Origin of the sequence: Streptomyces sp. NPDC001194 (genome assembly GCF_042896985.1) — a bacterium.
Classification (GTDB): domain Bacteria; phylum Actinomycetota; class Actinomycetes; order Streptomycetales; family Streptomycetaceae; genus Streptomyces.
Map to the genome: position 1 here is coordinate 18,334 of NZ_JBIAXU010000021.1, position 25,277 is coordinate 43,610.

Consider the following 25,277-nt stretch of genomic DNA (forward strand, 5'->3'; position numbering starts at 1 on the left):
ACAATCCTCAACTTCTGTTTCGCCGGCAGCGCCCGCGCCCCGCCCGGTGCACCGCGCCGGGCCCCGGCGCACGAGGCACCCTGGAGGCATGGCCAGGGCCAACGAGAGGGTCGAGGCACTGCTGCGGGAGTACGCCGACCTGATCTCGATCAGCGGCGGCGACGCCTTCAAGGCGCGCGCGTACGAGAAGGCCGCCCGCGCCATCGGCGGCCATCCGGCCGATGTGGCCGGGCTGGACGCGAAGGGCCTGCGGGAGATCCCGAACGTGGGCAGGTCGATCGCCGAGAAAGTCGTCGCCTACCTGAGCACCGGGCACGTTCCGGACATCGAGGCGCGCCGGGCCGCCGTCCCGGCGGGGGTGCGGGCCCTGACCGCGATCCCCGGGCTCGGCCCCCGCAAGGCCCACGCCTTGTACGAGGAGCTGGGCGTCTCCTCCGTCGAACAGCTGGAGGAGGCCATCCGCGAGGAGCGGCTGCGCGACCTGAAGGGCTTCGGCGAGCAGAGCGAGCGGAACATCCTCCACGGCATCTCCGTGCTCCGCAACGCCGACGGCCGGATCCTGCTCGGCGCCGCGACGGAGATCGCCGAGCAGATCGTCGCCGAGATGGAGCGGATCCCGGGCTGCGTGCGCTGTACGTACGCGGGCTCGCTGCGCCGCATGCGCGAGACCATCGGCGACGTCGACATCCTGGTCGCGGCCGGCACCTCCGCACCCTTCATGGCGGCCCTCACCGGGCTCCCGCCGGTGGCCGACGTCATCGCGCAGGGCGCGAAGAAGACCTCCGTCCGCACCGCGGCCGGCCTCCAGGTCGACCTGCGCGTCCTGCCGCCCGCCTCATGGGGGGCCGGACTTCAGTACTTCACCGGGTCCAAGGCGCACAACATCCGCACCCGCGCCCTCGCGGTGCGCCGGGGTCTCAAGCTCTCGGAGTACGGGCTCTTCGACGCGGAGAGCGGCAAGAGCCTCGCCTCGGAGACGGAGGAGGAGGTGTACGCCCGGCTCGGCCTGCCCTGGATCCCGCCGACGCTGCGCGAGGACCGCGGAGAGGTCGCGGCCGGGCTGCGGGGCGAACTGCCCGCCCTCGTCGAGGAGGGCGACATCCGGGGCGACCTGCACACCCACACCGACCTCACCGACGGACTCGCCTCGCTGGAGGACATGGTGGCCGCCGCCGCGGCACGCGGCTACGCGTACTACGCGGTCACCGACCACGCGCCGGACCTCGCCATGCAGCGCATGACCGAGGAGAAGATCCTGGCCCAGCGCGGGCAGGTGCGTGCGCTCGACCGCACGGTGCGCGGGATGCGGCTGCTGCACGGCACCGAACTCAACATCGGCCCGGACGGCGGCCTGGACTGGCCCGACGAGTTCCTCGCCGGGTTCGACCTGTGCGTGGCCTCCGTGCACTCCCACTTCGGCCAGAGCCGGGCGGCCATGACCCGGCGCTTCATCCGGGCCTGTGAGAACCCGTACGTCTCGGTCATCGGCCACCCCACCACCCGGCGGATCGGCCGGCGTCCGGGCGTGGACGCCGATTTCGAGGCCGTCTTCGAGGCCTGCGCGCGGACGGGCACCGCCCTGGAGATCAACGCGCATCCGGAGCGGCTCGACCTGGGCGACGAGGACATCCTGCGCGCCAGGCGCCACGGGGTGAAGTTCGCCGTGAACTCGGACGCGCACGCCACCACGCACCTGCCGTACCTGCGCTACGGGGTGGGCACGGCCCAGCGCGGCTGGCTGACGAAGGACGACGTCGTCAACACCTGGCCGTGGACCCGCCTGCAGCGGTTCCTGAAGGACAAGCGGGGCTGACCCCTTCGACCCCCTCCGACCCCCTTCGGGGCGTGCCGGCCCAGGCGGCGAGCGCCCCGTACCGCTCGGTGCGGCGGGCCGCGGCGGCGGTGGTACGGGTGGCCCAGGCGACGTGCCCGTCGGGACGGACGAGGACCTCGGCCACTTCGTCGAGGCCGGCGTGGCCGGTGGGGGACGAGGTGACCGCCGTGACCCGGCCGGCCCATGCCTCCCCGACGTCGAAGCCCTGCTCCTCGGCGAGGTTCAGCAGGACGAATCGGCCCTCGTGGAGCAGCTCGTACACCCGCGAAGCGGCGGAGCCGGCGATGCTCAGCGGGACGTCCGGCATGCGCGTGCCCACCAGCGGATCGGCGTCGGCATCGGCGGCCGGGTAACCGACGGCGAGCGCGGAAACCCGTCCGGCGAGCCGGCGGTTGACCTCCTCGATGCCGAGCAGCTCGTCGAACAGTCTGCGCAGGGCGGTGGCGGGCCGGCGGTAGGAGGGGACGAGCGCCAGCTCCGCCAGCAGGGTCTGCACCTCGGTGTTCTCGGTGACCGCCGCGCCCACCGGGTGCCGTTCCCCGTGGTAGGTGTCGAGGAGCCCGGGCGGCGCCCACCCGCGGATCTCGGCGGCCAGCTTCCAGCCCAGGTTCATCGCGTCCTGGAGCCCGGTGTTGAGCCCCTGGCCGGCCGCGGGGAAGTGGATGTGCGCCGCGTCCCCGGCCAGCAGCACGCGGCCGGACCGGTAGCGCTCGGCGAGCCGGGTGGCGTTGCCGAACCTCGACAGCCAGCGGGGCCGGTCCACCCCGCAGTCGCTCCCGCAGATCCGGATCAGGGACTCGCGGAACTCCTCGATGGTGACGGGCTCGTCGGCCGGCGTCCGCATCCGCTCCGGGTCGATGAGGACGAACCGGGTCAGGCCGTCCTCCAGCGGAACGGCCAGCGCGCCCTCGGCCCGGATCCGCCCGAGGCCCTCGGGGTCGGCCACCGCGAAGTCGCCGAGGACGCCGGTCAGCGTCCCGTCCGTGCCGGGGAAGCCGATGCCCGCCTCCTGCCGCACGATGCTGCGGCCGCCATCGCAGCCGACCGCGTACGAGGCGCGTACGGTTTCGGGCCCGTCGGGGCCGCGTACCCCGAGCTCCACGCCGTCCGGGTCCTGGCGCAGCCCGGTGACCTCGCGCCCCCGGTGGATCTCCACGCCGAGCTCGCGCGCCCGTTCCTCCAGCAGGGCCTCCGTACGGGCCTGGGCCAGGAACAGGGTGTACCCGTGGCGGCTGTCCAGGGCGCCGAAGTCCAGCCGGGTGTCGAGGCCGGCGAAGTGCCAGCCGGGAACGGTCCGGCCGAGGGCGAGGAAGCGGTCGGCCAGCCCGCGCTGGTCCATGAGCTCGACGCTGCGCGGGTGCAGGGTCAGCGCCCGCGAATCGGGCTGCGGAGCGTCCCGCCGCTCCACGATCCGGGTCCGTACGCCGGCCAGCGCGAGCTCGCAGGCGAGCATCAGGCCGGTCGGCCCGGCGCCCACGACGATCACATCGGTCTCCATCGGCTGCCTCTTTCCGGGATGTCCCCTATTTAGTGAACAGCGTTCACGTGAACGCTGTTCACTATAGTGGGGCCCATGAGCTCACCGTCAACCCCGCCCTCCGCCGACGCCGCCCGCCCGCCGGCCCGGGGCAGGCCGCCTCGGCTGGACCAGACCCGTACCGTCGACGCCGCCCTGGTGCTGCTGGACGCATCCGGACTGGACGCGCTCACCATGCGGCGGCTGGCCGACGCGGTGGGAGTCCAGGCCGGGGCGCTCTACCGGCACTTCGCCACCAAGCAGGACCTGCTCACCGCCATGGCCGAACGGATGCTGGCGGGCTGCTCCGCCCCGCCCGCGGATCCCGACTGGAGCGGACGCCTGACCGTCCTGGCCCGTCGCATGCGCAGGGCGCTCCTCGCCCATCGCGACGGGGCGCGGGTCTACGCCGGAACCCACTCGACCGGCGCGAACACCCTCGGCTTCGCCGAGACCCTCATCGGGGTCCTGGGCGAGGCGGGCTTCGGCCCCCGGGAGGCGGCGCGCACCGCGCTGACCGTCGTCCACTACACCGTCGGCCACACCCTGGAGGAGCAGGCCGCCCTCCAGCCCGGAGACCGGGGACCCGCGGACCCCGAGCAGCTCCGGGAGGCGGTGACGGCGGCGGGCCTCCCGCACCTGACCGCGGCCCTGCCGGTGCTGACCGGCGCCGATTTCACGGCCCAGTTCGAGTTCGGCCTGGGGCTGCTGGTGCAGGGGCTGCGCGCCCTGCACCGGGCCGGGTCCGGACCCGCCGCCTGAAAACGGATCCGGCCCGCCCCGTGGATCGGGGCGGGCCGGGCGTGCGCGGGCGGGCCGGCGCGGGTCGGGTCGGGTCAGTTGTTCTGCGTGGCGTCCGTGTCCGCCTGGGCTGCCGCGCTCTCGGCGTCGTCCAGCTTCTGCTGCATGTCCTTGACCGTGGCGTCGTCGGCCGTGCCGGTCGGTTTGGCGCTCGCGCCCGGCGTGCAGCCGGTGAGCAGCAGCGCCGTCGCCGCGGCCAGCGCGGCCAGAGCCGCGGCGGCGCGGCGGGGCACGGTCACCGGGGTCACTTGGACTCCTGCGCGGAGCACCAGGTGCTGACGGCCTTCAGGTCGTCCTGCCGCTTCTGGAGAGTGGGCAGCAGGCTCTTGCGGAAGGTCAGGCGGTCGTTGAGGTAGGTGTGCACCTCGGTGTGGCCGGCGGTCTGGGCGTTCGCGACGCGCTGCTCCAGCCGTGCGACGGAGCCGAGGACGGTGGCGTCGCCCTTGAGCCTGTCGATGGCGGTGCCGACACGGCTCTGCGTCTTGGGCAGGCGCTTGCAGATCGCCTTGGCGCCGTCGCCCTTCGGCGCGGACTTGGCGGTCTTCGGCGCGGCGGGGGCGGGACTGGCCGACTCGGCCTGGGCGGGAGCGGCGGAGATCAGGGCGCCGGCCAGCGCGAGGGCGCCGATCGCGGCGGCGGCGGTCCTACGGATCGGGAGCATGGCTGTATCCCCTTCGGTGTGAACGGGCCGGCTCACAGGCGGCCGACGCGTCAGGACGATAGGGATCGTCTTTGTGGAATCTTTGTGAGTCCGCGCGGGCCGTCGGCCGGAGCCCTCAGTCGCCCCGGGAGATCCAGTCGCGCCGCTTGGGCAGCCGCAGGGTCGGGGCGTCCGCCGCCGACAGGGGCAGGCGTACCTCGAAGCGGGTGCCCGCGCCGCCGGGCGGTGTCCCGATCACGACGGAACCCCGGTGCAGCGCGGCCTGCTGGGCGACCAGCGTCAGCCCGAGCCCGGAGCCGGGGCTGCCCGGACGGTGGTGGAAGCGCCGGAAGACGGCCTCCCGGTCGCCGGGCGGGATGCCCGGCCCCGCGTCGTCCACCCTGAGCACCGCGTACCCGCCCTCCGCGTGCAGCCGCACCGCGATCCTGGGCGGACCGTCGGGCGCCCGCCCGTGCACCACCGCGTTGCCCAGCAGGTTGGCGAGCAGGATGGTCAGCCCCGCATCCCAGCCGAACACCACCAGTTCCGACGGGGTCTCCACCTCCACCCGCGCCTCGGGGTGGCGGCGGGCGGTCTCTGCGGCCACGGTGTCCACCAGCTCGGACAGGTCGAGCGGGGAGAAGGCGGAGACCTCCACCAGATCGCCCCGGGCGAGCATCCGCAAGGCCGTGAGCAGGTCCAGCAGCCGGGCGTGATCGCGCTGCAAGTCCCGTACGATCTCGGCCCGTTCGGCGGGGGAGAGGTCGGGATGGGCGGCCAGTACGTCCAGGTCGGTCCGCATGCTCATCAGCGGGGTGCGCAGCTCGTGCGAGGCGGCGGAGGAGAACGAGCGCGCGGTGTCCAGCGCCTGCGCCGTGCGGGCCGCCTGCTCCTCGTACCGGTCCAGCAACTGGCCGATGGCGCAGGACAGTTCATCCACCTCGGCGATGTTCACGGGCGCACTGGCGAAGGCGGCCGCGCCCGCGCCCGGGTCGAGTGCGGCGGCCCGGCGGCTCAGCCTCCGCACGGAGGCGGTGGCACGGCCGGCCAGGCCGTACGCGAGCAGCCCGGAGACCGGCGCGGCCAGCAGGGCCACCAGCAGGACCCGGCGGCGTACGGCGACGACCTGCGGGTCGGCGGCCGAGGCCGGGGTGAACAGCCAGAGCGTGCCCGGGGCGGGGCCTGCCACCGGGACGGTCAGCACCCGCCAGGCGCGGCCCTTGGCCCGGACGGTGACCGGCCCCTCCGGGGTCCGATCGGGCAGCCGCACCGGGTCGGCGGGCTGCGGACCGCCCTCCAGGACGACGGAACCGTCCGCCGTACGGACGCGGATGCCGGCGTCGAGCACGTCGCCGAGCACCTTGCGGTGCTGGTTCTGCTCCACCTTCGGCTTCCCGTTGCGGTCCGCCGTGAGCAGGGTCTTGACGTCCGGGAGGACGGCGGAGGCCCGGTCCTGGAGCCGGGTGTCCTGCTGCTGGTGCAGATCGCGGCTGACCAGCCCCAGCACCAGCAGCCCCGCGGAGAGCACCAGCAGGGGCACCACCACCGTCACCGAGAGGGCGATGCGGGTGGCGAGTTTCACGACCCGTCCTCCCGGGCCCCGGGGACGCGCAGTACGAAGCCGACGCCGCGCACGGTGTGGATCAGGCGCGGGCGGCCGCCCTCCTCCAGCTTGCGGCGCAGATAGCTGACGAAGGTGTCGACGGCGTCGCTGCGGACCTCGAAGTCGTAGCCCCACACCCGGTCCAGCAGCTGGTCCCGGGTGAGGACGATCCCGGCGTTGCGCACCAGCTGGAGGAGCAGCTCGAACTCACGCCGCGTGAGGTGGAGTTCGCTCTCCCCGTGACGCACCTGGCGGCGGGCCTCGTCGATCACGAGCGGGCCGGCGCGCAGGACATCCGAGGCGGGTTCGGGGACCGGGCGGCGCCGCAGGAGGGCGTGCAGGCGCAGGACCAGCTCCTCCAGGGCGAAGGGCTTGACCAGGTAGTCGTCGGCGCCGGCCTGCAGTCCGGCGATCCGGTCCGTGACCTCGTCCAGGGCCGACAGCATCAGGACGGGGGTCTCGTCGCCGCGGGCGCGCAGGCCGCGGCAGACCTCGGTGCCGGTCAGGCCGGGCATGGAGACGTCCAGTACGAGGACGTCCGGGGTCCGGTCGGCGAGCAGCGCGAGTGCGGCGGGCCCGTCCTCGGCGAGCAGCACGGTGAAGCCGCTCAGCCGCAGCCCGCGCTCCAGGGAGCGGCGGATGGCGGCGTCGTCGTCCGCCACCAGTACCCGCCCGGTGGGCGGACTGCCGGACGTCACGCCTGACGTACTGCCGGACGCACTGCCGATGCCGGTCACGATGCCCTCCTTGCGCACGGCCCCGTCGCGGAGGCCGGGGCGACCATCTCACGGCCGCCGGACCGCCCGGAAGGCGGGGTGCGGGGGGTGGGGCCGGCCGGTCTCCTTCCGCAGGGCCGACGCGAGGTGCCCGCTCGTGTCGCGCAGGGCGCGGGGGACGCGGGGGCCGCGCCCGATGGTGCGGACGGTGCGCGCCAGGGCGTTCAGGGCGCGGACGGAGCCGATGTCCGGGACGGAGTCGACCAGGCCGGACAGCCGGGCGTCCGTCTCGCGCCAGGCGCCGGCCCGGGCCAGAACGCAGGCGAGCTCGGTGGAGAACAACGACCGGTAGGCGGGCGCGTCACCCGCCGCCGTCGCCGCGTGGAGCAGCTCCGCGGCCCCGTCCGCGTCCCCCAGGTCGGCGAGGGCGAGCCCGTGGTGGCCGTCGAGTTCCGACCGGTCGAACCACCAGGTCCAGGACGGATCGCGCTCGCCGGGCCCGTCCGCGAGGAGCTCCCGGGCCGCGGCGAGGGAGCGCAGCGCGCGCCGGCCCTGCCGGAGCCGGGCGCGGGCGCGTGCCTCCCGTACGTGGAAGACGGCGGCCACCCGCGCCGGGAGGTCCCGGCCGGCCAGCACGGACGACGAGATGCGCAGCGACTCGGCGGGGCGCCCGAGGTGCTCCTCCTGAAGGCACAGCACGGACAGGACGAGCAGCTCGACGGAGGCGGCCCCCTCGGGCAGGCCGGGGGCCAGGGCCAGTGCGCGGAGGCTGAGCCGCCGCGAGATCCCGTGCCGTTCGGCGTCGAAGAGGATCCAGGCGGCGACCTGTAAGAGCTCCATCAGCGCGGACCGCCCGGCCGCGCCGTGCCCGGCGGCTTCGACGGATGTGACGGATGTGACGGATCTGACGGCCCGCAGGGCCGCCGGTGCGGCCCGGCGGGCCCCCGCCGTACGGTCCGTCTCGAGGAGCTGCGCGGTCAGCGCGGTGATGTGTTCCACGGTCCAAGCCTGCGCCCTTCGGACGCGGCGGACGGAGGCGTTCGGGCACCCGGCATGATGGTGGCCGAGAAGCCGCCGATGCGGCGCCACCCGCCACCCCAGGAGGAGCGGCATGTCCGCCCGGCCCACGCCGTATCCCGAACGCCCCGCCCAGGCCCCGGTCACCGGGGGCGGCCTCGCGGAGCTCCTGCGCAGGGTCCGCTACGAGGTCCTGCCGGCGAAGGCCACCGAGGACAAGGTCCTGGCGCACGTCCCGGCCGACGTGCCGGTCACCGTCACCGCATCCCCGGCCAAGGGCATCGGCCCGACCCTGGACCTCGCCACCCGCCTGGCCGGGCACGGCTACCGGGTCGTCCCGCACCTCCCGGCCCGGCAGATCACCGACGCCGGTCACCTCGCGGACGTGGTGGACCGGCTGGTCGCCGCCGGCATCGAGGACGTCTTCGTACCGGCCGGCGACGCCGACCCGCCGGCCGGTGCGTACGACGCGGCCCTGCCCGTACTGCGCCGCCTCGGCGAGCTGGGCAGCCCGTTCGCGCACGTCGGCATCACCGGGTACCCGGAGAGCCATCCGCTCATCCCCGACGAGGTCACCGTGCGGGCGATGGCCGACAAGCAGCCGCACGCGACGTACATCGTCAGCAACCTGTGCTTCGACCCGGCGACCCTGCGGCAGTGGCTCGTACGGGTACGGAGTCGGCAGATCGTGCTGCCCGTGCACGTCGGTGTCGCCGGTCCCGTCGAGCGCGCGAAGCTGCTGTCGATGGCGACGAAGATCGGCGTGGGGGAGTCGGCCAAGTTCCTGACCCGGCACCCCTCGTGGTTCCTGCGCTTCGCGGCGCCCGGCGGCTACTCCCCGGAGCGGCTGCTGCGGCGGGGCGCCCCCGCCTTCGATGCGCCCGGGTCCGCGGTGGCCGGCCTGCACCTGTTCACGTTCAACCAGATCGCCGAGACGGAGCGCTGGCGCCGCGCGATGCTGGACCGCATCGGCGGCTGAGCACGCCGGCTATCCGGCGGGCCTGCGCGACAAGCTCATGAACGCCGAATTCGGCTCGGCCACGATCAAGATCTCCGACGGCCGCTTCGACGACGCCCTGAACGCCTCGAAGCCTCGATCCCCTTCAACCCCTACGCGTGACGGAACGTGACGGAGCCCGGGAGCATATCCAGCTCCCGGGCTCCAGCTTGCCACCCATTTGCGCACACCGGCGGCGTTTAAGAGTCGCGGATCATTCTGAGATCGACGTGTTCTGCCTTTGAACTACCGCGCCACGAGAGAGGCGCAGAGGGGACTTGAACCCCCATCCGTCGATGATCGTCCGCGCTCGGTCGATCCGGCGTTCGGCGGCGAATGCTGAGACTGGAGCGAGAATCTGAGTTTCACGGGGCCGCCTCTTCCGGCTTGGGCCACCCCGGCACGTGTGCCGGGGGAGGGATTCGAACCCCCAACTGACACCCCTTGGTCAGCTTCAACATCAGTTTCAGCTTTGCGCGCTGTGCGCGCACCCCCTCGCTCGCACAAGGGGCGATCTTGAGGCTACCGGAACAGGTAGCCGAACACCGCGTCCCCGACCCGCTGGTCGGTGACCTCGGTGCCGTTGGCCTCCTCGCGGGCGAACTTGACCGCCTGCTGGAGCCTTTCGACGCGGTCGAGGAGCTCGTTGACCCGGCGGGCCGGCAGTGCTCCGGAGAACTTCACCGTCGTCCAGTAACCGACCGGGACGTCCTCGTAGTACACCTCGACCTGGGCCGGGTGCTTCTCCGTGGCCTCGGCCTTGACGTGGTTGCGGGGCACCTTCCTGGTGCGGATCGTGCGGACCGGGTCGGTCTTCCACGCGTCCGTGGACGGGTCGAGGTTCCAGGCCTCCGACGCGTCCAGCACCGGGAGCTTGCGTACGAACGTGTGCAGGTCGGTGAGCTGCTTCTCGAGGAACAGCAGGTACGGGACCGGCACTTGGGGCAGCAGGACCGTGCCGTCGACGACGACGTCCGCGGCCGCCGTGCGGTTCGCCCAGTCCTTCGTCGCCGTCACGTCGAACAGTCGCGTCAGCGTCCCCGCCGTCGCGCGCAGCACGTCCTCCGCCTTGATCTGCACCCGCGTGGACTCGGGCGGCAGCTGCTCGCCCTCCTCGTCCTTGGGCTGGTACGTCCGGGAGATGCCGGCGAGCAACGCGGGCTTCTGGACGTCCTGATGGGCTTGGGTGAGTTCCTGGAGAGACTTGGACTTGACGCCCTTCTCCACTGCGATGATCTGATTCAACTTCGGCACACGAGGAACGTAACAGCACAACAGTCCACCGCACACCTGGGTTTCGGGGCCGCGCGTCCGCCCCGGCAACGCATGCGGCCCGCCCCGCCGCCCGGGAGCGGGCGGTGGGACGGGCCGTGGGTGCCGCGCGGTGCGAGGAGGTCAGACCGCCGGGGACGGGTACGTCGGGTACTCGACGCCGGAGACGTGCTGGACGACCCGGATGACCTGGCACGAGTAGCCGAACTCGTTGTCGTACCAGAGGTAGAGGATCGCGTTGTCGCCGTCGACCTTGGTGGCGCCGGCGTCGACGATCGAGGAGTGGCGCGAGCCCACGAAGTCCATCGACACGGCGTCGGGCGCCGTGGTGAAGTCGATCTGGCGCTTCAGCGGGGAGTTCAGCGAGACGTCGCGCAGGTAGTCGAGGACTTCCTCGCGGGTCGTCTCACGGCCGAGGCGCAGGCTCAGGATCGCGATCGAGACGTCCGGGACGGGGACGCGGATCGAGCTGCCGGTGATCGGCGCCTTGAGGTCCGGCAGCGCCTTGGCGACGGCCGAGGCGGCACCGGTCTCGGTGATGACCATGTTCAGCGGCGCGGAGCGGCCGCGGCGGTCGGCCTTGTGGTAGTTGTCCAGCAGGTTCTGGTCGTTGGTGAACGAGTGGACGGTCTCCACGTGGCCGCGCAGCACGCCGTACTCGTCGTCCATGGCCTTCAGCGGCGGGACGATCGCGTTGGTGGTGCAGGAGGCGCAGGACAGGATCTGCTCGTCCGGCTTGATCGTGTCGTGGTTGACGCCGTGGACGATGTTCGGGACGTCGCCCTTGCCCGGAGCGGTCAGGACGACCTTGTCGATACCGGGGCGCAGGTGCTTGGAGAGACCCTCGCGGTCGCGCCACTTGCCGGTGTTGTCGATGAGGATGGCGTCCTTGATGCCGTACGCCGTGTAGTCGACCTCGCTCGGGTCGTTGGCGTAGATCACCTTGATCGCGTTGCCGTTGGCGATGATCGTGCTGCTCGCCTCGTCGACCGTGATCGTGCCCTGGAACTGGCCGTGGATGGAGTCCCGGCGCAGCAGCGAGGCACGCTTGACCAGGTCGGCCTCGCCGCCCCCGCGGACGACGACGGCGCGCAGGCGCAGCCCGTTGCCGGAGCCGGCCTTCTCGATCAGCAGGCGGGCGACGAGGCGGCCGATGCGGCCGAAGCCGTACAGGACGACGTCGCGGCCCTCGCCGCGCTCGATCTTGTTGGCGCCGGTGGCACCGGCGACGGCCTCGGCGGTGAAGCGCTCCACGGACAGGCCGCGGTCGTCGGCCTTGTAGGTGGCGGCGAGCATGCCGATGTCGATCTGGGAGGGGCCCAGGTCCAGCGTGGTGAGCGCCTGCAGGAACGGCAGGGTCTCCGTGACGGAGAGCTCCTCACCGGCTATCTGACGGGCGAATCGGTGGGTCTTCAGGATGCTGACCACCGACTTGTTCACCAAGGAGCGGCTGTGCAGCAGGATCGTCACGTCCTGCTCGCGGTGCAGCTTCCCGATGATCGGGATCATCGACTCCGCGATCTCCTCGCGGTTTTTCCAGTTGGTGAACGAGTCGTCATTGACAGTCACAGGTTTATCTTTCGAGCTAGGCGGCGCTCACATGCTAACCCCACGCCACTTTGGGCACTCAAGGGGTACCGCCGGAGCACCCTTTCGCGGCGATCTGTCTGATTTGCGCTTGGGTGATCCTCCGAGTGCCCCGGGTGCGCGCGCACGAGGGCGGAAGGGGAGGGCGGGGGAGGAGCGGGAGGGCGGCATCCCGTCGCGGAGGCGGGCGGGCCGTCCGGGGGGCGCAGGGGTGAAGACGTACCAATCATGACAGGTCAGAGGCGGTTTTCGTAGGACCGAGGGCACAGTCGTTTGCCCTTGTTCGGGCCCCTGTGCGGCTTTGAGAATCAGCGTCATGAATCACTCGGCGAACATCAATCACGACGCAGTCCTCCGAGCCCGGGTCGCCCTCCTCGGATCGGGGAAGCCGTCCGTCCGCGAGCGGGTCGCGGCCTACCGCGTCCTGGTCCAGGTCAGCCCCCTGGCCTACCTGCCCCTGCTGTCCGCCGCACTGTGGAAGTACAGCCGCTACGAGTTCGCCCACCAGCCGGAGATCGCGCTGGCCCTGCGCGCCGAGTCCGTCGCCGCCGCGCGGCGCATGTGCGAGCTGGAACCCGGCTGGAGCGATCTCCTCGTCACCGCACTGACCAACCACCGGGAACTGCTGATCCTCATGGACCGGCGGGAAGAGCTGTGCGCGGTGGAGGAAGAGCTCGCGCGCGTGGCGTCCGGCGAGCGGTAGCCGGCCGCCGCGTGCCCGGCCGGCCGCCGCGTGCCCGGCCGGCCGGCCGGGCACGCGCGTGCGGCGTCAGCCGGCGATCGGGTACATGCTTCCCCGGCGCCCCTCCGCCGAGGTCAGCCACTCCAGCTTCTGCGCCGTGTCGGTGGCCGGCAGCGGGGTGTGCAGCACGATCGAGAGGTCGGGCCGGGCCGGTACGCGCAGCTGCGTCGACTCGACGAACAGCGTCCCCACGACCGGGTGCTCGATCTCCTTGCGGAGCTGACCGCCGGGCCGGACGTCCCGCTGGTCCCACAGCGCGGCGAACTCGGGGCTGAGCGCGCGCGCCTCCTCGATGACCGCGCGGAACCCCTCGTCCTCGGGCCATTCCGAGCTCGCGGCCCGGTACTGGGCGACCACGTTGCAGGCGATCTCCGCCCAGTGCGGCGAACGGGCCTTGTAGATCGGGTCGGTGAAGAACGCGATGAGGCAGTTCTGCACGATCTCCGGGCGCATGCCGAGCACGAGCGCGGCCGCGTCGTTGTAGAGCACGGTGTTCCAGTACACGTCCATGATGTGCGCGGGGAACGGCATCCACGCGTCGATCAGCCGCTTCAGCCCCTGGCACATGTCCCGGTCGGCGGGGGCCACTTCGAGCGCGGGCGGGTTGAGCCCCGCCAGTACGTACAGGTGCCGGCGCTCGGCGCTGGACATCTTGAGGACCCGCCCCACCGAGTCGAGGACCTGGGGGGACACCGTGATGTCGCGGCCCTGTTCCAGCCACTGGTACCAGGACACCCCGACCCCGGCGAGCACGGCGACCTCCTCCCGGCGCAGCCCCGGGGTGCGGCGGCGGGCCCCGCCGTCGGGCAGGCCCGCCTCGACGGGGGTGACCCGCGCCCGTCTGCTCATCAGGAACTCGCGCAGCTCGGAACGGCGGTGCTTGTCGATCGGTGTAGCCACTCACTCCCCCTGTCGGCTGCCTGGTGGTGCCACCAACAGGATAAGTTCCCACTCTCCACGGGCATTCCCGTGCCGCGAGGGTGTGTCCATGGCGATCGATTCCCAGACAGCGACGACACCCACACCCACAACCACCGGACCCGCCGACGGCCTTCGGCCCGGGACCCCCGGGAGCGAGCGGCTCACCGGCCGGGCCAAGCTGGTCCTCTTCGTGCTCTGCGCCGCCCAGTTCATGGTGGCCCTCGACTTCTCCGTGCTGAACGTGGCCCTGCCGGTGCTCGGCAAGGACCTGGGCCTGAACCGGTCGGCCCTCCAGTGGGCGGTCACCGCCTTCGCCCTCCCCTCCGGCGGCTTCCTCCTCCTCTTCGGCCGGATCGCCGATCTGTACGGGAGGAAGAAGCTGTTCCTGCTCGGCCTCGCCCTCTTCGGCGCCGCCTCGCTGCTGGCCACCCTGGCCTGGGACCCGGCGTCCTTCCTGGCCGGGCGCGCCCTCCAGGGCCTCGGCGCGGCCGTCATCGTGCCGACCGGCATGTCCCTGCTGACCACGACGTTCCCCGAGGGCCCGCTGCGCGACAAGGCCGTCGGCATCTCCGGCACCCTGCTCTCCCTCGGCTTCACCATCGGCATGGTGCTGGGCGGCGTCATGACCGACACCCTCGGCTGGCGCTCCACGATGGGGCTGCTCTCCGTCACCGCCGTGATCGTGCTCGCCCTCGCCCCCGGGCTGCTGCCGGAGTCGCGCACTCCCGACCGGCCGCGTCTGGACGTACCCGGCGCCGTCACCGTGACCGGCGGTCTGCTCGCGCTGATCTACTCCCTGTCCTCGGCGGCCCAGCGCGGTTTCGGCGGCGTGGACGTGTGGGGCACCCTGCTCGCCGGCCTGGCGCTGCTCGTCGCCTTCGCCGTGGTGGAGTCCAGGACCCCGGCCCCGCTGGTCTCGCTGCCGATGCTGAAGCGGCGCACGATCGCCTGGGGCAACTTCGCCGGTCTCGTGACCTTCTCGATGATGTCGACGGTCGTCTTCGTCCTGACCCTGTACCTGCAGGAGACGCTGGAGCTGTCCTCGTTCCGGACCGGTCTGGTCTTCGGCGTCCAGGGCGTCGCCTCCGCCCTCGCCGGCTCGTTCGCGCCGAGGGTCATCGGCCGGTTCGGCGCCCGCCGCACCCTGACCGGCTCCCTGCTCGGCCAGGGGCTGTTCACCGCGGCGCTGCTCGCCGTGGGCGCCGACTCGGGCGCGCTGGTGGCGACCGTCGCCGTGTCGGTGGCCAGCATGTTCCACCTCGGCGCGATCATCTCGTACGGGCTGACCGTGACGAGCGGCGTGCCGGACGCGGAACAGGGGCTGGCGACCGGCCTGGTCACCACCACGCAGCAGGTCGGCCTGACGATCGGGATCCCGCTGCTCGGCGTCCTCGCCACCACGCAGACCTCGTTGTTCGGAGGGGTCCGCACGGTCCTGCTGGCCGACGCGGCGATCGTGGTCGCGGCGGCGGTCCTGGTGGGCGTCGGCCTCGGCGCCGGCCGTACGAGGAAGGCCTGACCGGGACGGGCCCGTGCGGCGATCCCGCATCCCGGGCCGCCCGTACCGGATGATCACGGAGCACGGGCGGAGCGAGGGAGCGGAGAGTGCCGATGCGACTGAGGGTTCCGCTCCTGAGCGCCGCCCTGGTGGCGACGGCGCTGGCCGCGCTGCCCGGGTGCGCCGGCCCCTCGCCCCTGCGCGGCGCCCCGGCCGCGTCCGCCCCCGGGCAGAGCCGGGCCCCGCAGGACTTCTCCCGCCAGGTCGACGTGGGCGGCGGCCGCAGGCTCTGGCTGAGCTGCCGGGGGAGCGGGAGCCCCACGGTCGTCCTGGAGTCGGGGCTGCACGATTCCTCCGACACCTGGACCCTCACCGACACCCGCCCGCCCGTCCCCGCATCGCCCGCGGTCTTCCCGGGCGTCGCGGCCTTCGCCCGGGTGTGCACCTACGACCGCCCCGGGACCGTCCGCCACACGCAGCCGCCGGCGCTCACCACCCGCAGTACGCCGCAGACCGGCACGCGCTCCCTCGCCGCCATGGCCGCCGACCTCGACCGGGTGCTGACGGCGGGACGGGTGCCCGGTCCGTACCTGCTCGTCGGCCACTCCTTCGGCGGGATGATCACCCGGCTGTACGCCCAGCGGCATCCGCGGAACACGGCCGGCCTCGTCTTCGTCGACGCGTTCGGGACGAACATGCGGCCGTACTTCGGCGCCCGCTGGCCCGCGTACGTGAAACTGCTCAACGATCCCGGTACGCCCTTCGACGCCGACCCGGGATTCGAGAAGGCCGACATCGACGGCGCGGTCGCCGCGGTGCGGGCGGCCGGGCCGCTGCCGAGGGTGCCGATGGCCGTACTCAGCAAGACGGAGCCCTTCGCGGCCCCGCCGGGGAGCCCGAAGGACCTCCTCGCACCGCTGGAGCACGCGTGGCCCGCGGTCCAGCAGGCCCTGGTGGAGCTGGGGGAGCAGACCCCGCACCTGCTGGCCACCGGAAGCGACCACTACGTGCAGGTGCACGACCCGGACCTGACGATCAGCGCCGTCCGCCTGGTCGCGGGCCGGATCCGCGCCGGCCGCTGACCACCCGCCCGCCGCTCGGGGCTCAGGCCCGCTGCCACCGGGGCGGGTTCGCCGGGGAGGCGGGCACCGGCGCGGGTACGGGCTCCGGGCCGCGCAGGTGCAGGTCGCGGACGGTGGCCGCGGTCTCCCGTTCGAAGTGCTCCCAGGAGATCAGCCGCCGCCAGGCCGGATCCGGCCGCCCCGGCACGGTGGCGCCCCGCGCCGCCCACTCCCGGGCGAGCTGCTCGAACAGCGGGGCGGAGGCGGCCGCGTGCGCCGGCTGCCGTGGGGTGGGGACGTACAGGGGGCGGCCACCGTCATCCGCGGCGGCCCGGTGTCGCGCCGTGGTGGTGAGCGTGGAGCGCGTCGTCGTCATGCCCGGGCAAACGATTCGCTGGGCGGCGGGGACACGCACGGCCCCGCGCCGGGGCGCAACGCCCGACCGGGCCGGTCATTCCTCCTGGTAGGAGTGGCGCTGCTCCGTCCAGGGGTCGGCGATGTTGTGGTACCCGCGCTCCTCCCAGAAGCCGCGCCGGTCGGCCGTCATGTACTCGATCGCGCGCAGCCACTTCGGCCCCTTGTAGCCGTAGAGGTGCGGCACGACCAGGCGCAGCGGGAACCCGTGCTCGACGGTGAGGGGCTCGCCGTCGTGGTGGGTGGCCAGAACGGTCCTCCCGGAGGTGAAGTCGCCAAGGCGCAGGTTGGCGCTGTACCCGTACTCCGCCCAGGCCATGACGTGGGTGACCTGCGGGGCCGGGGGAGCGAGCTCCAGGATGGTCCGGGCGGCGACTCCGAAGAACTCGTGGTCCGTGGACGTCGTGCCCGAGGCGCAGTGCAGGTCCGTCTCGACGGTGACGCAGGGCAGCGCCGAGAACTCGTCGAACGACCAGGTGTACTTGTCGCCCGTGGCGGTGGCGCCGAAGACCTGGAGGGACCAGCGCTCGGGACGGAACTTCGGGACCGGGCCGTAGTGGGAGACGGGCCAGCCCTTGGCGAGGCGCTGGCCCGGAGGCAGGGGTGGGGTTCCCACGAGGTCGTCGTCCTGTTCGTCAGCCGGCGGAACGTCACGGCGGCAAGGACACCGCCCACGGGAGAATCCTGCCAGCCCCGCCGCGCTTTCCGGTTCGGCAGACCGGCCGGGAACGACGCGTGCGCCCGTTGGCGTTCCACGGAATCGGCTCTTTGCAATGGCGCCGAATCCCCCGCGAATGGAGACTCGCGGCGGCGGCTGTTCGGTTTCGGCCCCCGGGGCCGGAAGTCCGTGGTTCCGCCATCGATCGATTTGGCGGTGCGTTCCTCTTGTCTCATCATGTGAACAGACATCAGGTTGTCGCCGCGCTCGTCAACTGTGCGCAACGTACGCATTGTTGACTGATCAACGGATGAGAGTGGTGTGAGTTCCACCACTCCCCGACGCGCGCGCCGCCTGTCTTCCCCCTATTCCAACTTTCATCTTTCATCTTTCGAGGTAAAGGCAGCATGCCCGTCCAGCAGTTTTCAGACCTCGTGCGTTTCGCCCGCGACCGTTCCCCTTTCTATGCCGAGCTCTACGCGGACCTGCCACCCCGGGTGAGCCGGGTCACGGACGTGCCCGTCGTGGACCAGGACGCGTTCTGGGCCGCCAACACCCTGCACGACAACCGGGTCCTTACCGCCCCCCTCGGGGAAGCGGTCGTGTTCAAGACGGGCGGCACCACGGGCACGCCGCGGTTCTCCTGCTACACCCGCGAGGAATGGCGGGAGTTCGTCACCACCTTCGGTTCCGGCATGGTCGACGCGGGCCTGCGGCCCGGGCACCGCGTCGCCGACCTCTTCTACGCCGGTGAGCTCTACGCCAGCTTCCTGTTCATCCTGGACTCGCTCGCCCACGCCCCCGTCGCCAACGTCCGCCTGCCCATAGGCGGCGGCGCGCCGCTCGACTCGACGCTCGCCACGATCGAGGACTTCGCCGCCGACGTCCTCGCCGGCACGCCGACCACGCTGTGCCGCCTCGCCGATCACGTGATCTCCGCCGGCCGCCGGCTGGACGGCGTGGAGTTCCTGTTCTTCGGCGGCGAAGCCCTCTTCGAGGACCAGCGCCGCCTCCTCGCGGCCGCCTTCCCCCGGGCCACGCCCCGCTCGCTCGGCTATGCCAGCGTCGACGGCGGTCTCCTCGGGAGGCCGGTGGCCGGCGCGGGCGAAGACACCCGTACGCACCGCCCGTTCGCCCCGCACACCCTCGTCGAGATCCTCGACGAGACGACCGGCGAACCGATCCGCGAGCCGGGACGCCCCGGACGGGTCGTCGTCACGCAGCTCTACCGCCGCCTCATGCCCGTCATCCGCTACCCCGCCGGCGACCGCGCGGAGTGGACCGACACCGAAGGCGGAGCCTTCCGCATCCTCGGCCGCGCCGAGGAGGGCGTACGGGTCGGCCCCGTATCGCTGTACTGGCAGGACGTCACGAACGCCGTCGCCGAGGCCGACACCGCCTGCCGCGTCATCGGCACGCAGCTCGTCGTACGCCGCGGGGAGGGCCGCGACGGTCTCGTGCTGCGCCTGGCCACCGCCCCCGGCCAGGACCCGGCGGGCCTGGAGGTCCTCGCCGAGGAGGTCGTCGCCGGTCTGAACACCGCCCGGCCGCTCTACCCCGACAGCGTCGCCGCCGGGTTCGTGCACCCGCTCCGCGTCGAGTGGGCCCGCCACCGCGACCTGGTGGTCAACTCCCGTACCGGCAAGCTCGTCCGCGTCCTCGACGAGAGGCCGACGGCATGACGAACCCGACCGTGCCCGCCCGCCGGCTGCCCCTCGTCCTGCGCAACCGCGCCTTCGGCACCGTATGGCTCGGCCAGGTCCTCGCCCAGGCCGGCGTGCGGATGTTCCAGGTGGGCATCTCCTGGTGGCTCATCAGCGAAGCCGTATCCGGCGACGGCGGTCTCGCGGCCGGACTGTTCATGGCCGTCAGCACGCTGCCCGCCGTCGTCCTGGCCCCGCTCGTCGCCCGTGCCGTCGCGCGCTTCGCCCACCGCTCGCTGCTGCGCACCGCCGCCGCGGGAGCGGGAGCGGCCGCCGCGGCGCTGGCCGTCTGGGCCGGCGCGAGCGACCTCCCCGTCGCCGCGGCCTACGGCGCCGCCCTCGCCCTGGCGACCTGCCAGGCCTTCTTCGACCCCTGCCTGACCACCTCCGTGCCCGAGCTCGTCGACGACGCGGACATCGAGGCCGCGACGGGCTTCGAACTGTCCACCCAGTCTCTGGCGAGCCTCGGCGGAGCCCTGCTCGGCGCCGTCGTCGTGGACGCCGCAGGGGTGGCCGGTCTCGCCACGGGCTGCGCCGCCGCCTACGCCACGGCCGCCCTGCTCATCGCGACCGTACGGTTCCGCACCGCCGCACCCTCCGACGGCGACGCCCCCTCCGGCGCGGCCGGAGCCGGCGGTGAGCAGGGCGCGCCGCGCCGGACCCTGCGCCGGCTGCTGGGCTCCATGCCGTACGTCCGCGGCATCCTGCTCTGCTTCACCGCGGCCAACCTCTTCACCACGGCCGTCTTCGTCGTCATGCCGCTGTACACCGCCTCGGTACTGCACGGAGACGGCGCCACCGTGGCCCTCCTGGAGGCCTCGCTCGGTGTGGGCACGCTCGTCGGCTCCTTCACCGGCGCCCGGGTGCCCGGCCGGCCCGCCGTGGTCGGCACCGCCTGCCTGGGCGCGATGGCCGCCGCCCTCGCCGTCCCCGGCCTCATCGCCGCGCGGCCGGTCATCGCCGGGTCCCTGCTGCTGACCGGCTGGTGCGTCGGGGTGATCGGCGTCCGCTTCGTGGCCCTGTTCCAGCGGCTGGTCCCGGCCGCCGACAAGCCCGCGTTCTTCGCCGTCATGCAGGCCGTCCTCGGAGCGACCTTCCCCGTCGCCTCGCTGCTCTTCGGCTTCCTCGGCGACCACCTCTGCGCCCGGACGCTGTGCCTGATCCAGGCGGCCGGACTCGTCCCCGCAGCCCTCGCCCTGGCCCTGCTGCCCGGCCACGCCCGTCCGGCGGGCGCACCCGAAACGGCCCCCGCCCCGGAGCCCACCCCCGCAGGAGGCGTGCGATGACCGCAGCGATCGAGCAGGCCGCCCCGGCCGACATCGCCGATCTCCGCCAGCTCTACTACGCCGTCTACGGCCCGCACTACCCCACCGCCCTCGGCACCGACCCCGCCGAGATGTCCCGGCTGATCCAGGACCCGCACACGCTCTGGCTCGTCGCGCGCTGCCCCCGTACCGGCGCCCTCGCCGGATCGGCCGCGGTCCACGGCGAACCCGGCAGCCGGATCGGCCGCCTCGAAGGGCTCGCCGTCCACCCGGACCAGCGCGGATCCGGGCTCGCCGGGCAGCTGACCGAGGCCGTGTGCGCGGGCACCCTCGACGCCGGGAAGCTCGACTCGGTGTACGCCACCGTCCGCACGGTCAGCGCCGGACCCCAGCGCGTCGTGGCCCGCAACGGCTTCCGCCCGCTCGGCATCCTGCCCAACGCCGTGGATCTCAGCAGCCGCGAAAGCCTCGCACTCTACGCGCGTCACTCGCCCGGTGTCCTGGACCGCCGGGTCCCCGTCACCGAGGTCCCCGCCTCCCTGCTGCCGCTGCTGCGCACCGCCGAGGCCAGCCTCGGCATCAGCTACGCGCAGGCCCGGCCGGCCCCGCCGCTCCCGGTGCCCGAAGGGCCCGCCCCCCGCCGGCTGGAGATGATCGAGGCGCCGGCCTTCGTCCGCCGCCGCTTCCAGGAGCACTTCCCCGACACCGGCCGCTGGTTCTACCCGCTGCACACCCCCAACATCCTGCTCACCCCCGACGACGGCGGGTTCGAGGTGTACGCCTACCTCAACCGCACCGGCGGCTACTGCGCCCTGGTCACCGCCCACCCCGACCCGGCGGCCGCCGCCGGCTGGCTGGAGCCGGTCACCCGGACCCTGACCCGCGCCGGAGCGGGCTACGTGGAGGCGCTCGTACCGCTGGAACACCACGCCGCGCTCTCCGCCTTCGCCGCCCAGGGCTTCATCGCCGGCGCCCTGTACCCGGCCATGCGCCGGGACGGGGACGGCTTCCACGACTACGTGGTGATGTCCCGGACCGCCGAGCACATCGATTTCCGCGGGCTGGTCGTCGACCCGCCGCTGCGGCCCTTCCTCGATTCCTACGTGTCGGCCTGGACGTCGACACATCTGCCCGTACGTGAGGTTGCTTCATGACCCCTTCCACGGCCCCTTCCGTGACCCCGTCCACGACCCCCTCGAAACCCCACCTCGCCCCCGTCGACGTCCCCGACGCCGCCGCCCTCGGACGGGTGCAGGAACTCTGCGACCTGACCGGGCCCTACACCTCCGGCCCCGCCGAGGAGGAACTGTTCACCGCCGCCATGGCCGAGATCAACGCCTGGCACCGCGACCGCTCCCCCTTCTTCCGCAGGCTCTACGACGACGGCGCGCGGCCGGACACCCCGTACCGGGCGCCCCTGGTGCACGCCAACTTCTTCAAACGCCACGAGGTCCTGTCCATACCCGAGGACCGGGTCCACCTCCACCTGACCTCCTCCGGCACCACCGGACAGAAGTCGCAGATGTTCTTCGACGAGTGGACCATCCGCTCAGCGCAGCGCATGGTCGCCCGCATCTTCGACCACAACGGCTGGATCACCCCCGACCAGCCGGTCAACTACCTGCTCTACAGCTACGAGCCGGCCCGCGACCTCAACCTGGGCACCTCGTTCACCGACAACTACCTGTGCGACTTCGCCCCGGCCCGCCAGGTCGAGTACGCCCTGCGCAACACCGGCAACGGGCACGAGTTCGACCCCTTCGGCTGCGTCGCCGCGCTGCGCCGCTTCGCCGGGGAAGGCCTGCCCGTCCGGATCCTCGGCTTCCCGGCCTTCCTCTGGTTCACGCTGGAGCGGATGCGGGCCATGGGCCTCCCGCCGCTGCGGCTGCCCGAAGGCTCGCTGATCATCCTCGGCGGCGGCTGGAAGGGCCACACCGACCGGCAGATCGGCAAGCACGAGCTGTACGCCCGCGTCACCGAGCAGCTGGGCGTCCCCTCGGAGCGGATCCGGGACACCTTCGGCTCGGTCGAGCACTGCATCCCGTACATCGAGTGCGCCCACCACAACCTCCACGCACCCGTCTGGTCCCGCGTCTTCATCCGCTCGACCCGCACCCTCGAACCGCTGCCGTACGGCGAGCGCGGCTACCTGCACCTGGTGTCCCCGTACATCACCTCCGTACCGGCGCAGAGCGTCGTCATGGGCGACCTCGCCTCGCTCCACCCGGGCGAGGAGTGCGGCTGCGAGCTGACCACCCCGTGGTTCACGATCCACGGCCGCGCCGGGGTCAGCCGCAACCGCAGCTGCGCCGTGGCCGCCGCCGAACTGATGAAGGGAATGTCGTGACCGACACCATCAACCTCAACCACCACTACTGGCAGGGCACCTTCATCGGGGACGAGGAAGCCGCCCGCCGGCTGGCCACCCTGCCCGCGGCCGTCGAGTCCGCGCTCGCCGCGCCGCTGGACACCGAGACGGTCCTGGCGGCCTGCGACGCGCTGTCGCGCGCCCTGACCACCCCCGGCCACCGCGTGCGCGAGCGGCTGGCCCCGCACCTGCCCGAGGGCGGCGACGCGGAGCGGGAGGAACTCCTGGCCGAACTGGCCGAGTTCCTCGGCCGCGCCTCCCTCACCCGCAAGCTCCGCCGCGAACTGGGCGGCACCGCCCCCCAGCGGCTGAACCGCCCCGACGCCAAGGAGACGGTCTACGAGGCCTGGGCGCCCGTCGGCCTGGTCGCCCACATAGCCCCCGGCAACGCCGCCACCGTCGCCCCGCTCAGCCTCGTCGAGGGACTCCTCGCCGGGAACGTCAACGTCCTCAAGACCAGCAGCGCCGACACCTTCCTCGCCCAGCACCTCCTCGCCGAACTCGCCGCGCAGGACCCGACCGGCGCCCTCGCCGAGCGCATCATCGTGCTCCGCTTCCCCTCCTCCCGCCAGGAGTGGCTGCGCCTGATGTGCGCACCCGCCGACGCGGTCGCGGTCTGGGGCGGCGAGAGCGCCGTCGAGGGCGTCGCCGCCCATGTCCCGCCCGGCTGCCGCCTGGTGGAGTGGGGGCACAAGATCTCCTTCGCGTACGTCACCGAGGACGCCTGGGCGGACGAGGCGACGGCGACCGCCCTGGCCGGGGACGTCTGCCTCTTCGAGCAGCAGGCCTGTTCCAGCCCCCAGGTCGTCTACCTCGACACCGACGCCGGGAACACCGAGGTCCTGCACGCCTTCGCCGAGCGCCTCGCCGCGGCCCTGGCCGCGCAGCCCGGGCCCGCCGCGCCGGCCCGCGACCTCGACCCGGCCGAATACGCCGAACTGACCACCACCGAGCACCTCGCCCGTCTGGAGGAGCACCTCGGCCTCACCCGCGTCCTGGCCGCCCCCGACGGCACCTGGCGCGTCATTGCCGACACCCGCCCGGCGCTCACCGCCTCGCCGCTGCACCGCAGCGTCTGGGTCAAGCCGCTGCCCCGCAAGGACGTCATCGCCACGCTGCGCCCCATGCGCCGCTACCTCCAGACGGCCGCCGTCGCGGGCAGCCGCACCGACGTCGCCGAGCTCTCCGCGCTGGTGCTGGCCGCCGGCGCCACCCGTGTCACCCCCGTCGGGGCCATGACCGCGGGATACGCCGGCGAACCGCACGACGGGGTCTACGCCCTCCAGCGCTACAGCCGCCGCGTCGCGGTCCAGGCCGACGCGCGCTTCGCCGCCACCGCCTGCCTCGACGACCTCGCCCGCCCGGTGGCCTTCCCGGCGCCGACGGGGCCGCTGCTCGACAAGGCCGCCGTACAGGACCTCAACCGCGGGGTCGAGCGGAGCGACGCCGAGCTGTACTTCCGCAGCGGCGGAAGCACCGGTACGCCCGCCCTGTCGCTGTTCACGTACGAGGACTACGACACGCAGATGCACGCCGCCGCCCGCGGCCTGCTCGCCGCCGGCTACGACCCGGCCCGCGACCGTACGGCCAACCTCTTCTACTGCGGCGGCATGTACGGCGGGTTCATCAGCTTCTTCTCCATCCTGGAGCGGCTCGGCGGCGTCCAGATGCCGATGGCGGCCGGCGCCGACCACCGGGCCACCGCGGAGATGATCGCCGCGTACGAGGTGGACACGCTCTTCGGCATGCCCTCCTACCTCTGGCAGCTCCTGCACGAGGAAGCCGACCTGCTGCGCTCGTACGGGGGCCTGCGCAAGGTCTACTACGGCGGCGAGCACTTCACCGAGGAGCAGCGCAGGACGCTCACCGAGACGTTCGGCATCGAGGTCATCCACTCGATCACCTACGGCAGCACGGACCTCGGCCCGCTCGGCTACCAGTGCGCGCACAGCGGCGGCAGCGTCCACCACCTCCACGCCGACCTGCACACGCTGGAGATCGTCGACGTCGACGAGGACCGGCCCGTGGCACCGGGGGAGACCGGCCGGCTCGTCTTCACCACCCGGGCCCGGCGCGGACAGCACCTCGACCGGTACGTGATCGGCGACCTCGGGCGCGCGCTGCCCGGCCGCTGCCCCTGCGGCAGCCACGCCCCGCGCTTCGAACTGCTGGGCCGGCTGGGCGAGGTGATGCGGGTGGCGACGTACTTCCTCAACTACCGCCGCTTCGTGGCCATCGCGGGGGAGCGGCTGGGGTACGGCGGCGAGCTCCAGGCCGTCCTGACCGCCGGGGCGGCCCGAGAGGGCCTCACCGTACGGCTGGAGAGCGCCCACGCCCCGGATCCGGACCGGGCCCGGGAGGCCTTCCTCTCCGCGTACCCGGAGGTGCGGTCGGCGGTGGCGGAAAAGCTGCTCGACTTCGCGGTCGAGGCGGTGGACGGAGCGGATCTCTCCCGTACGGCGACCAGCGGGAAGCTGCTGGCGGTGGTGGACCGCAGGCGGTAGCCCCGTCGGCGCGACCACGCGCGTGCCGGGCGGATCTTAGACGAGGGATGGGAGGTTTTCCGTCAAATCTCCCGTTCTCCTCCCGTTCTCACGCACGCTCAGTAGCGTCGGTCTCACGAGAGGTCAGGCGTACCGCGGAAGCAGGCGGGCGCCGGCCCCG

The 25,277-nt window shown here is 73.0% G+C and carries 22 protein-coding genes; 11 read left to right on the plus strand and 11 right to left on the minus strand.

All coding sequences use genetic code 11. The features are described 5' to 3' along the window. Nucleotides 1-88 precede the first annotated feature (88 nt). A complete protein-coding gene (gene polX, locus ACFY1T_RS30360; RefSeq protein ID WP_390791000.1) occupies nucleotides 89-1,813 on the plus strand; it encodes a DNA polymerase/3'-5' exonuclease PolX in 1,725 nt (574 codons plus the stop codon). Here the strand turns inward: polX and ACFY1T_RS30365 are convergent. Continuing rightward, nucleotides 1,758-3,332, minus strand: a complete 1,575-nt coding sequence (locus ACFY1T_RS30365; protein ID WP_390791001.1) for a monooxygenase — start codon at nucleotides 3,330-3,332, stop codon at nucleotides 1,758-1,760. The genes polX and ACFY1T_RS30365 overlap by 56 nt on opposite strands. 75 nt (nucleotides 3,333-3,407) lie before the next feature. On the opposite strand from ACFY1T_RS30365, the gene ACFY1T_RS30370 reads away from it, so the two are divergent. Next, nucleotides 3,408-4,112, plus strand: coding sequence for a TetR/AcrR family transcriptional regulator (locus tag ACFY1T_RS30370; protein WP_390791002.1), 705 nt, complete (start codon nucleotides 3,408-3,410; stop codon nucleotides 4,110-4,112). Nucleotides 4,113-4,186: 74 nt separating this feature from the next. Here ACFY1T_RS30370 and ACFY1T_RS30375 read toward each other — a convergent pair whose 3' ends face one another. The 5 genes from ACFY1T_RS30375 to ACFY1T_RS30395 all read right to left on the minus strand — a co-directional run bounded on the left by ACFY1T_RS30375 (nucleotide 4,187) and on the right by ACFY1T_RS30395 (nucleotide 8,109). Further along, the gene (locus tag ACFY1T_RS30375) at nucleotides 4,187-4,399 is read right to left on the minus strand and encodes a hypothetical protein (RefSeq protein WP_390791003.1); all 213 of its coding nucleotides are present in this window, start codon (nucleotides 4,397-4,399) and stop codon (nucleotides 4,187-4,189) included. Further along, on the minus strand, nucleotides 4,396-4,812 hold the full coding sequence (locus ACFY1T_RS30380; protein WP_390791004.1) for a hypothetical protein: 417 nt from the start codon (nucleotides 4,810-4,812) through the stop codon (nucleotides 4,396-4,398). Before ACFY1T_RS30380 ends, ACFY1T_RS30375 begins: the two co-directional genes overlap by 4 nt. A 115-nt stretch (nucleotides 4,813-4,927) precedes the next feature. Next, nucleotides 4,928-6,373 (minus strand): sensor histidine kinase, encoded by a 1,446-nt coding sequence (locus tag ACFY1T_RS30385; protein ID WP_390791005.1) that lies wholly within the window; start codon nucleotides 6,371-6,373, stop codon nucleotides 4,928-4,930. Continuing rightward, the gene (locus tag ACFY1T_RS30390; RefSeq protein ID WP_390791104.1) at nucleotides 6,370-7,122 is read right to left on the minus strand and encodes a response regulator transcription factor; all 753 of its coding nucleotides are present in this window, start codon (nucleotides 7,120-7,122) and stop codon (nucleotides 6,370-6,372) included. The genes ACFY1T_RS30385 and ACFY1T_RS30390 overlap by 4 nt, the downstream gene beginning before the upstream one ends. Nucleotides 7,123-7,179: 57 nt before the next feature. Beyond that, complete coding sequence (locus tag ACFY1T_RS30395) at nucleotides 7,180-8,109, minus strand: DNA-binding protein (RefSeq protein ID WP_390791006.1); 930 nt, start codon at nucleotides 8,107-8,109, stop codon at nucleotides 7,180-7,182. 112 nt (nucleotides 8,110-8,221) lie between these two features. On the opposite strand from ACFY1T_RS30395, the gene ACFY1T_RS30400 reads away from it, so the two are divergent. Continuing rightward, nucleotides 8,222-9,106 carry a methylenetetrahydrofolate reductase gene (locus ACFY1T_RS30400; protein ID WP_051805181.1) on the plus strand — a complete coding sequence of 295 codons (885 nt, stop codon included), beginning with the start codon at nucleotides 8,222-8,224 and terminating at the stop codon, nucleotides 9,104-9,106. Between the two features lie 540 nt (nucleotides 9,107-9,646). On the opposite strand, the gene ACFY1T_RS30405 is transcribed toward ACFY1T_RS30400, so the two are convergent. Together ACFY1T_RS30405 and ACFY1T_RS30410 are read right to left on the minus strand one after the other, a co-directional pair. Continuing rightward, nucleotides 9,647-10,378: a hypothetical protein gene (locus ACFY1T_RS30405; protein ID WP_390791007.1), complete on the minus strand. Its 732-nt coding sequence runs from the start codon at nucleotides 10,376-10,378 to the stop codon at nucleotides 9,647-9,649. A 141-nt stretch (nucleotides 10,379-10,519) separates the two neighbouring features. Continuing rightward, complete coding sequence (locus tag ACFY1T_RS30410) at nucleotides 10,520-11,965, minus strand: glyceraldehyde-3-phosphate dehydrogenase (RefSeq protein ID WP_030159005.1); 1,446 nt, start codon at nucleotides 11,963-11,965, stop codon at nucleotides 10,520-10,522. Between the two features lie 334 nt (nucleotides 11,966-12,299). Between ACFY1T_RS30410 and ACFY1T_RS30415 the strand changes: the two genes are divergently transcribed. Further along, entirely contained in the window at nucleotides 12,300-12,686 is a 387-nt protein-coding gene (locus tag ACFY1T_RS30415; protein ID WP_390791008.1) for a hypothetical protein, read from the plus strand. A gap of 66 nt (nucleotides 12,687-12,752) precedes the next feature. Here the strand turns inward: ACFY1T_RS30415 and ACFY1T_RS30420 are convergent, their stop codons facing one another. Beyond that, on the minus strand, nucleotides 12,753-13,574 hold the full coding sequence (locus tag ACFY1T_RS30420) for a helix-turn-helix transcriptional regulator (RefSeq protein WP_390791105.1): 822 nt from the start codon (nucleotides 13,572-13,574) through the stop codon (nucleotides 12,753-12,755). 139 nt (nucleotides 13,575-13,713) lie between these two features. On the opposite strand from ACFY1T_RS30420, the gene ACFY1T_RS30425 reads away from it, so the two are divergent. Together ACFY1T_RS30425 and ACFY1T_RS30430 are read left to right on the plus strand one after the other, a co-directional pair. Then, complete coding sequence (locus ACFY1T_RS30425) at nucleotides 13,714-15,165, plus strand: MFS transporter (protein ID WP_390791009.1); 1,452 nt, start codon at nucleotides 13,714-13,716, stop codon at nucleotides 15,163-15,165. 92 nt (nucleotides 15,166-15,257) lie between these two features. Beyond that, nucleotides 15,258-16,226 carry an alpha/beta fold hydrolase gene (locus tag ACFY1T_RS30430; protein WP_390791106.1) on the plus strand — a complete coding sequence of 323 codons (969 nt, stop codon included), beginning with the start codon at nucleotides 15,258-15,260 and terminating at the stop codon, nucleotides 16,224-16,226. 22 nt (nucleotides 16,227-16,248) lie between these two features. On the opposite strand, the gene ACFY1T_RS30435 is transcribed toward ACFY1T_RS30430, so the two are convergent. Continuing rightward, nucleotides 16,249-16,581: a hypothetical protein gene (locus tag ACFY1T_RS30435; protein ID WP_390791010.1), complete on the minus strand. Its 333-nt coding sequence runs from the start codon at nucleotides 16,579-16,581 to the stop codon at nucleotides 16,249-16,251. Between the two features lie 75 nt (nucleotides 16,582-16,656). After that, nucleotides 16,657-17,235, minus strand: a complete 579-nt coding sequence (locus tag ACFY1T_RS30440; protein ID WP_390791011.1) for a molybdopterin-dependent oxidoreductase — start codon at nucleotides 17,233-17,235, stop codon at nucleotides 16,657-16,659. Nucleotides 17,236-17,684: 449 nt separating this feature from the next. On the opposite strand from ACFY1T_RS30440, the gene ACFY1T_RS30445 reads away from it, so the two are divergent. The 5 genes from ACFY1T_RS30445 to ACFY1T_RS30465 are packed head-to-tail and all read left to right on the plus strand — an operon-like array spanning nucleotide 17,685 to nucleotide 25,117. Beyond that, nucleotides 17,685-18,959 carry a phenylacetate--CoA ligase family protein gene (locus ACFY1T_RS30445; protein WP_390791012.1) on the plus strand — a complete coding sequence of 425 codons (1,275 nt, stop codon included), beginning with the start codon at nucleotides 17,685-17,687 and terminating at the stop codon, nucleotides 18,957-18,959. Next, nucleotides 18,956-20,266: an MFS transporter gene (locus ACFY1T_RS30450; protein WP_390791013.1), complete on the plus strand. Its 1,311-nt coding sequence runs from the start codon at nucleotides 18,956-18,958 to the stop codon at nucleotides 20,264-20,266. Before ACFY1T_RS30445 ends, ACFY1T_RS30450 begins: the two co-directional genes overlap by 4 nt. Continuing rightward, the gene (locus tag ACFY1T_RS30455; protein ID WP_390791014.1) at nucleotides 20,263-21,399 is read left to right on the plus strand and encodes a GNAT family N-acetyltransferase; all 1,137 of its coding nucleotides are present in this window, start codon (nucleotides 20,263-20,265) and stop codon (nucleotides 21,397-21,399) included. Before ACFY1T_RS30450 ends, ACFY1T_RS30455 begins: the two co-directional genes overlap by 4 nt. Then, nucleotides 21,396-22,592 carry an acyl-protein synthase gene (locus ACFY1T_RS30460; protein ID WP_390791015.1) on the plus strand — a complete coding sequence of 399 codons (1,197 nt, stop codon included), beginning with the start codon at nucleotides 21,396-21,398 and terminating at the stop codon, nucleotides 22,590-22,592. The genes ACFY1T_RS30455 and ACFY1T_RS30460 overlap by 4 nt, the downstream gene beginning before the upstream one ends. Further along, nucleotides 22,589-25,117 (plus strand): aldehyde dehydrogenase family protein, encoded by a 2,529-nt coding sequence (locus ACFY1T_RS30465; RefSeq protein WP_390791016.1) that lies wholly within the window; start codon nucleotides 22,589-22,591, stop codon nucleotides 25,115-25,117. The genes ACFY1T_RS30460 and ACFY1T_RS30465 overlap by 4 nt, the downstream gene beginning before the upstream one ends. Nucleotides 25,118-25,277 lie beyond the last annotated feature (160 nt).

Coding starts and splice junctions, on each gene's coding strand:
- ACFY1T_RS30450 (WP_390791013.1), top strand. CDS start 18,956: ATGACGAACCCGACCGTGCCCGCCCGCCGGCTGCCCCTCGTCCTGCGC.
- ACFY1T_RS30400 (WP_051805181.1), top strand. CDS start 8,222: ATGTCCGCCCGGCCCACGCCGTATCCCGAACGCCCCGCCCAGGCCCCG.
- ACFY1T_RS30370 (WP_390791002.1), top strand. CDS start 3,408: ATGAGCTCACCGTCAACCCCGCCCTCCGCCGACGCCGCCCGCCCGCCG.
- ACFY1T_RS30430 (WP_390791106.1), top strand. CDS start 15,258: ATGCGACTGAGGGTTCCGCTCCTGAGCGCCGCCCTGGTGGCGACGGCG.
- ACFY1T_RS30365 (WP_390791001.1), bottom strand. CDS start 3,332: ATGGAGACCGATGTGATCGTCGTGGGCGCCGGGCCGACCGGCCTGATG.
- ACFY1T_RS30380 (WP_390791004.1), bottom strand. CDS start 4,812: ATGCTCCCGATCCGTAGGACCGCCGCCGCCGCGATCGGCGCCCTCGCG.
- ACFY1T_RS30435 (WP_390791010.1), bottom strand. CDS start 16,581: ATGACGACGACGCGCTCCACGCTCACCACCACGGCGCGACACCGGGCC.
- ACFY1T_RS30455 (WP_390791014.1), top strand. CDS start 20,263: ATGACCGCAGCGATCGAGCAGGCCGCCCCGGCCGACATCGCCGATCTC.
- ACFY1T_RS30425 (WP_390791009.1), top strand. CDS start 13,714: ATGGCGATCGATTCCCAGACAGCGACGACACCCACACCCACAACCACC.
- ACFY1T_RS30445 (WP_390791012.1), top strand. CDS start 17,685: ATGCCCGTCCAGCAGTTTTCAGACCTCGTGCGTTTCGCCCGCGACCGT.
- ACFY1T_RS30460 (WP_390791015.1), top strand. CDS start 21,396: ATGACCCCTTCCACGGCCCCTTCCGTGACCCCGTCCACGACCCCCTCG.
- ACFY1T_RS30420 (WP_390791105.1), bottom strand. CDS start 13,574: ATGAGCAGACGGGCGCGGGTCACCCCCGTCGAGGCGGGCCTGCCCGAC.
- ACFY1T_RS30415 (WP_390791008.1), top strand. CDS start 12,300: ATGAATCACTCGGCGAACATCAATCACGACGCAGTCCTCCGAGCCCGG.
- polX (WP_390791000.1), top strand. CDS start 89: ATGGCCAGGGCCAACGAGAGGGTCGAGGCACTGCTGCGGGAGTACGCC.